General features: G+C 63.5%; 5 protein-coding genes, 1 pseudogene and 1 other annotated feature. Of the genes and pseudogenes, 1 reads left to right on the top strand and 5 read right to left on the bottom strand.

Annotation, left to right across the window (positions count from 1 at the left end; translation table 11 throughout):
- Window positions 1-400 precede the first annotated feature (400 nt).
- Window positions 401-1,632, bottom strand: a protein-coding gene (locus ACFQ24_RS04580; protein ID WP_380909313.1) for an IS3 family transposase whose coding sequence is annotated in 2 segments (ribosomal slippage) — window positions 401-1,341 and window positions 1,341-1,632 — 1,233 coding nt in all. Because the reading frame shifts where the segments join, the coding sequence is not laid out codon by codon here.
- Window positions 1,232-1,348: a sequence feature (AL1L pseudoknot), on the bottom strand. It overlaps the preceding gene by 117 nt.
- A 70-nt stretch (window positions 1,633-1,702) precedes the next feature.
- On the opposite strand from ACFQ24_RS04580, the gene ACFQ24_RS04575 reads away from it, so the two are divergent.
- Window positions 1,703-1,978 (top strand): hypothetical protein, encoded by a 276-nt coding sequence (locus ACFQ24_RS04575; protein WP_126053397.1) that lies wholly within the window; start codon window positions 1,703-1,705, stop codon window positions 1,976-1,978.
- Here ACFQ24_RS04575 and ACFQ24_RS04570 read toward each other — a convergent pair.
- The 4 genes and pseudogenes from ACFQ24_RS04570 to hutH all read right to left on the bottom strand — a co-directional run.
- Window positions 1,953-2,546, bottom strand: a complete 594-nt coding sequence (locus tag ACFQ24_RS04570; RefSeq protein WP_164541269.1) for a HutD/Ves family protein — start codon at window positions 2,544-2,546, stop codon at window positions 1,953-1,955. The two genes, ACFQ24_RS04575 and ACFQ24_RS04570, sit on opposite strands and share 26 nt — an antisense overlap.
- Window positions 2,547-2,550: 4 nt before the next feature.
- Window positions 2,551-4,221, bottom strand: coding sequence for a urocanate hydratase (hutU, locus tag ACFQ24_RS04565; RefSeq protein WP_126053399.1), 1,671 nt, complete (start codon window positions 4,219-4,221; stop codon window positions 2,551-2,553).
- The gene (gene hutG / locus ACFQ24_RS04560; protein WP_126053400.1) at window positions 4,208-5,047 is read right to left on the bottom strand and encodes an N-formylglutamate deformylase; all 840 of its coding nucleotides are present in this window, start codon (window positions 5,045-5,047) and stop codon (window positions 4,208-4,210) included. The genes hutU and hutG overlap by 14 nt, the downstream gene beginning before the upstream one ends.
- Window positions 5,044-6,360 (bottom strand): annotated as a pseudogene (gene hutH / locus ACFQ24_RS04555) (histidine ammonia-lyase); the annotation flags it as partial. The pseudogene hutH and the gene hutG, both read right to left, overlap by 4 nt.
- Between the last annotated feature and the right edge of the window lie 124 nt (window positions 6,361-6,484).

Raw genomic sequence — 6,484 nt, 5'->3', positions numbered from 1 at the left:
GCGACAATCAGGATGAGAACGAGGTCCTTGCCAGCGACAATTAAAATCGGCACTGAATGACGCGCCGCGACAATCACATTCTCATCCTGATTGACGCGCAATCCTCATCCTGTTTGTCGCGCTACAGCCCCTGGCCGGTGACCGTCGAGCTTCTTGATTCAGCATACCGGACCGCGAGGTTCCGCATCTGTTCAGTTTTTGGTATAACGTGACAACGGCGGGGATGCTCGGTTTGATGGTGAGCCGTGACCATCGTGCTTGCCATCCAAAGTTGGCTAAGGGCTATTTAGTACACGGTAGCCTCGACCATTTCGCGACCTGACGGTCAGTCGGCTGCTCCATATCGCATCAAGCGGTGATATGAACCGCGCCGGGTTTGCCGGAGGCCGTTGGATGTGAGTCACGCTGCCATATCGATGATGTCCGCGGCAGCATAGTATTGCTCCTCGGCTTCGGCAGGCGGGATGTTGCCGATGGGTTCGAGCAGCCGGCGATGGTTGAACCAGTCCACCCACTCAAGGGTAGCGTACTCGACTGCTTCGAAGTTGCGCCACGGCCCCCGCCGGTGGATCACCTCGGCCTTGTAGAGGCCGTTGATCGTCTCGGCCAAAGCGTTGTCATAGCTGTCGCCGACGCTGCCGACCGAGGGCTCGATCCCGGCCTCGGCCAGGCGCTCGGTGTACTTGATCGATACGTATTGCGACCCGCGGTCGCTATGATGGACCAGGCCACCGCGATGAACCGGTCGGCGGTCATGGAGCGCCTGCTCGAGCGCATCCAGGACGAAGCTGGCATGCGTCGTCCTGCTGGCTCGCCAGCCAACGATCCGGCGAGCGTAGGTGTCGATGACGAACGCCACGTAGACGAACCCCGCCCAGGTTGCGACGTAGGTGAAGTCCGATACCCAGAGCCTGTTCGGCGCCGGCGCACGGAACTGCCGGTTCACCCGGTCGAGCGGGCATGGCGCTGCTCTGTCGCTGATGGTGGTGCGGACCGGCTTGCCGCGGATCACGCCGGCCAGGCCCATCGCCCGCATCAGGCGGGCAACGGTGCAGCGGGCGACGTCGAGCCCTTCGCGCCGCAGCTGCCGCCAGACCTTGCGCACGCCGTAGACGCGGAAGTTCTCCTCGAATACGCGGCGCACCTCCGGCCCAAGCGCATCATCACGCCGAGCCCGAGCCGACCTCTTGGTCGGCTCAATCCTTCTGGCTGTGTGAGCATGATAGGTCGACGGGGCGATCGGCAGAACCCGGCAGATCGGCTCGACCCCGTACACCTTGCGATGCGCGTCGATGAACGACACCATCACCTCGCTCGGCGGTCGAGCTCCGCCATCGCAAGATATGCGGACGCCTTGCGCAGGATCTCGTTGGCCTGGCGCAGTTCGCGGTTCTCCCGCTCCAGCGCCTTCATCCGGTCGGCGACGTCGCTCGGCACCCCGGCGCGCGTGCCGCTGTCGACCTCGGCCTTCTTCACCCACTCGTGCAGCGTCTGGCCCGCGCACCCGATCTTCGCCGCGATCGACACCACAGCCGCCCAGCGCGACGGGTGATCCTTCTCGTGGTCCAGCACCATCCGCACCGCCCGGGCGCGTACCTCAGGTGAGAACTTGTTCGTCGTCTTGCTCGTCATAGCCCCTTCCTCTCAGGAGTTGGGGCCTCCGACAAACCCGGCGCGGTTCAATGTCACCGTCACTGTATACATGGACGACATCTGCCTGTCGTCGGACGATCTCGGCGGCTTGCAGGAAGCTTTTGACGCATTGCTGGAGCGGCTTGATCAGGCGAACTTTGTCGTGAGCGGCCAGAAGGTCCGCCCACCTTCACCCGCTATGGACGTTTTCAATTGCGATCTTGAGTCCGGCCAAACAGAAGTTCAGCAACAGCGAATTGATCTCTTCGAAGCTGAGCCACGGTCCGACGCTTCGATGGAAGCCTTCGCCCGATATTGTCTCATTGTGGAGGAAGGAAACGCTTAAGCGTTTCAGACGCGTCAGTGCTCCCGATTGAGATGAGGAGACCATCTCCCTCGCCCACTTGCTCGATGTGTGCGGCGTCTGCGCCCATGAGCAAGGCAGCATCGAAGCGGCCTAGTGACGCCTCGCCAAACCGTAGCCTCTCTCCCAGCGAGATCAGGACAATGATCTCTTCTGCAGCCGGTCGCAGACCCTCCCCAACCTTGGCCATTCTCACCTGATGCTGGTGCGATCCGCGGCGGCTCATCACGTTCACTACCCACGCCGATGACTCGAGGGAAGCGACGACGAGCTGGTCTCCCGAGAAAATGACCTGATCGCACGGTGAGGTGAGCAACCGCTCATCCTCACCGAACCAAAGGGTGAGCGGCCCTCCCCGCACCAGCGTTAGCGTACGGTCGACGCCCACGAAGGACGAGAACGGCCCCGGCGCGGCAATTTCAGCTATGCTGACCCGCCAGTTAAAGCCGTCTGGCGTCGATCCCGGAGGATCGGACGCCACTTCGAAGGTGCGGCCGCCGCCATTCTTCCAGCGGCTTTCTCGTCGCGATGCGGCTGGGAGCAGCCACATAGGATCAGCCGGCGATGCTCGGCAGATCCAGGCCGCGTTCGCGTGCACATTCGACTGCCGTTTCATAACCGGCATCCGCGTGCCTCATCACGCCGGTAGCAGGGTCGTTCCAAAGGACTCGCCCGATGCGCTCGGCTGCGGCTTCGGTGCCGTCGCAGACGATCACGACACCCGAATGCTGGGAAAAGCCCATGCCGACGCCGCCGCCATGGTGGAGCGAGACCCAGGTAGCACCACTGGCGGTATTTAGCAGAGCGTTGAGCAGGGGCCAGTCGGATACGGCATCGGAGCCGTCCATCATCTTCTCCGTCTCGCGGTTCGGCGAGGCGACGGAGCCGGAGTCCAGGTGATCGCGCCCGATGACCACCGGGGCCGAAAGCTCTCCCGAGGCGACCATCTCGTTGAAGGCGAGACCGAGCCGGTGGCGGTCGCCCAGGCCTACCCAGCAGATGCGTGCCGGCAGACCCTGGAACTTGATCTTCTCGCCGGCCATGTCGAGCCAGCGGTGGAGGTGTGCATTGTCCGGCAGCAGTTCCTTCACCTTGGCGTCGGTTTTGCGGATGTCCTCGGGATCGCCGGAGAGAGCGACCCAACGGAACGGCCCGATGCCGCGGCAGAAGAGCGGACGGATGTAGGCGGGGACGAAGCCGGGGAAGTCGAAGGCGTTCTTCACACCCTCTTCAAGGGCAACCTGGCGGATGTTGTTGCCATAGTCGACGACGGGAATGCCTTGTTCCCAGAAAGCCAGCATGGCCTGGACGTGTTCGGCCATCGAGGCGCGTGCGGCGGCCTCGACTGCGGCGGGATCGCTCTCCTTGAGCGCCTGCCATTGATCGAGCGTCCAGCCCTTGGGCAGGTAGCCATTGCGCGGATCGTGGGCGGAGGTCTGGTCGGTGACTGCATCCGGTCGAATGCCGCGCCGTACGATGTCGGGGTAGACGTCTGCGGCATTGCCCAACACGCCGACAGAGATCGGCTTCCCGGCCGCGTGTGCCTCCTCGACGATTGCGAGCGCCTCATCGATGTTGGAGGCTTGGCGGTCGAGGTAGCCGGTGCGAAGACGCATCTCGATGCGGGAGGGCTGGCACTCGACCGCAATGCAGGACGCACCTGCCATGGTGGCCGCAAGCGGCTGCGCACCGCCCATGCCGCCTAGTCCGGCCGTGAGGATCCACTTTCCGGCCAAGCTGCCGCCGAAATGCTGGCGGCCCATTTCGGCGAAGGTCTCGTACGTGCCTTGAACGATGCCCTGTGTGCCGATGTAGATCCAGCTGCCAGCGGTCATCTGGCCGTACATCATGAGGCCCTTGCGATCGAGCTCGTTGAAGTGGTCCCAGTTGGCCCAATGCGGCACAAGGTTCGAGTTCGCGATCAGCACGCGCGGGGCATTTTCATGCGTGCGAAACACGCCCACTGGCTTGCCGGATTGCACAAGCAGCGTCTCGTCTGCTTCGAGGCGCTTCAGCGTCTCGACGATCTTGTCGAAGCTCTGCCAATCGCGAGCGGCGCGGCCGATGCCGCCGTAGACGATCAGTTCTTCCGGCTTCTCCGCGACCTCCGCGTCAAGGTTATTCATGAGCATGCGCATCGGCGCTTCGGTCAGCCATGACTTGGCGGTGATCTCGACTCCGCGAGGAGCGCGAATTGAACGGCTGTTGTCGCTACGCGAGTGCATCTCTCATCTCTTCTTGGTTGGCCCAGGACAGGCATGCGGAAAGGATGCGCCGAAGGTGTTGCACCATCGGCGAGGCATATTCGGGATCGAAGGGCACGGGCCAGGTTGAGGCGTTCGCCTCCTCAGGCTCTTGCAGATAGCCGCGGCAAGCGAGCTCCATTTGGATGGCGTGAACGCCCTGTGCCGGCTGACCGTAATGCCGGGTCGTGTAACCACCTCGAAAGCGTCCGTTGACGACGTGGGACATGCCGGATGCGGTGCATTCCCGTTCCACCACCTTGGTCAGGGGTGGATCACAGCTCGTGTCGAAGTTGGTGCCGACGTTGAACTGCGGCAGCTCGCCTTCGAACAATCGAGGCACGTGACTACGAATGGAATGGCAGTCGTAAAGGACGACACGCTCGTGGTCGGACTTGAGACGCGCGAGCTCGTCCGCGACGGTGGCATGGTAGGGGGAGAACCAATTCGCGCGACGATGTTCGATCTCGTCAGCATCCGGGCCGCGGCCGGCAACATAGAGCGGTTCACCATCGAAGGTGGTCGTTGGACAAAGCTCGGTCGTGGCCTGGCCCGGGTAGAGGGACGCACCGCTCGGATCCCGGTTGACGTCGATGACGCTACGCGAAATCGCGGTCCTTATGACCGTGGCGTCCAGTTCTTCGGCGAAGGCATAAAGCCGGTCGATCCACCAGTCGGCGTCCTTGCGCGCCATCCAAGGCGAAACGAAGCGCTGCTCGATCCCGTCCGGGATCTCCGTGCCGGCATGCGGCATGGCAAGCACCAGCGGCGCCTGGCCTCGCCGGACCGTGAGCCATGGCCTGTTCACCGGACAATTCCCGGCAACGGCAGTCCGGCCTCGAGCAGGATATTGCTCAAGCTGCCGGATCGCACCAGCGCCTGCGCGGCGACCATCTCCGGATGGAAATACCGGTCGTCTTCCAGGCGTGGAACAAGCCGCCTGATCTCTGCGCGGAACCCCTCAACGGCATTGCTGCTCTTCAATGGCGCATGGAAGTCGCAGCCCTGCGCGGCCGCGAGCAGCTCGATAGCGAGCACGCCGGAGACGTTCTCGGCCATCGGCATAAGGCGCCGTGCACCGTGCGCCGCCATGGAGACGTGATCCTCCTGGTTCGCCGAGGTCGGGATGGAGTCCACGCTTGCCGGGTAGGCTCGCTGCTTGTTCTCGGAGACCAGAGCGGCAGCGGTCACCTGCGGGATCATGAAGCCCGAGTTGAGGCCAGGATTGGGGGTGAGGAAGGCAGGCAGGCCCGACAGGGCCGGATCGATCAGCATGGCCAGCCGGCGCTCGGATAGGGAGCCGATCTCGCACAAAGCCATAGCGATCATGTCGGCCGCGAAGGCCACCGGCTCGGCGTGGAAGTTTCCGCCTGAAATCACCTCCCCGTCATCGGCGAAGATGAGGGGATTGTCCGACACGCCGTTTGCTTCGATCTCGAGGGTAGTGCCCGCTTGCCTCAGTAGATCGAGCACAGCGCCCATCACCTGCGGCTGGCAGCGCAGGCAATATGGGTCTTGAACGCGACGGTCGTTGTCCCGGTGCGATGCCCTGATCTCCGAGCCGTCCATGCTGGCGAGCAGGAGCTCTGCCACCTGCGCCTGTCCTGCGTGTCCCCGAAGCGCATGAATACGCGGGTCGAACGGCCCGTCCGAACCCTTGGCCGCCTCGGTGGACAATGCTCCGGCAGCAAGAGCGGCTTGGAAAAGTGTTTCCGCTTCAAAAAGGCCAGCAAGGGCATAAGCGGTAGAAAACTGGGTACCGTTGAGGAGCGCCAAGCCTTCCTTTGGACCTAGCACCAGTGGCGCGAGACCATGGTCGGCAAGCACTTGGGCGGCAGGGCGCGCACCGTCGCCTCCGTCGATCTCGCCGACGCCGATCATGACCGCACTCATATGCGCCAGCGGGGCAAGGTCGCCGGACGCGCCGACGGAGCCTTGTGCCGGCACCACTGGAAGGAGGTCGAGGTCCAGCAATCGCTCGAGGAACTGGATGGTCTCCACGCGGACGCCGGAGGCGCCGCGGCCCAGGCTTGTCAGCTTCAGCGCCATCATAAGCCGCACGACCGAGCGCGGCATTGGTTCGCCTAGGCCAGCGGCGTGAGAGATGACGAGGTTACGCTGCGGATTCCGAGGTCATCGCGCGCACCATTCCGATTTGATGGCGCGCGGGCTTCCGATTTAATCGCGCGCAGCGTTCCGAGAATTGTCCGCGCAGCATTCCGAGCTGATCGCGCGCAGTTTGAGA

Source organism: Sphingobium olei (genome assembly GCF_042678845.1).
In the GTDB taxonomy this organism is placed as follows: Bacteria; Pseudomonadota; Alphaproteobacteria; order Sphingomonadales; family Sphingomonadaceae; genus Sphingobium; species Sphingobium olei.
This window is presented reverse-complemented; position numbering and strand designations above follow the sequence as displayed.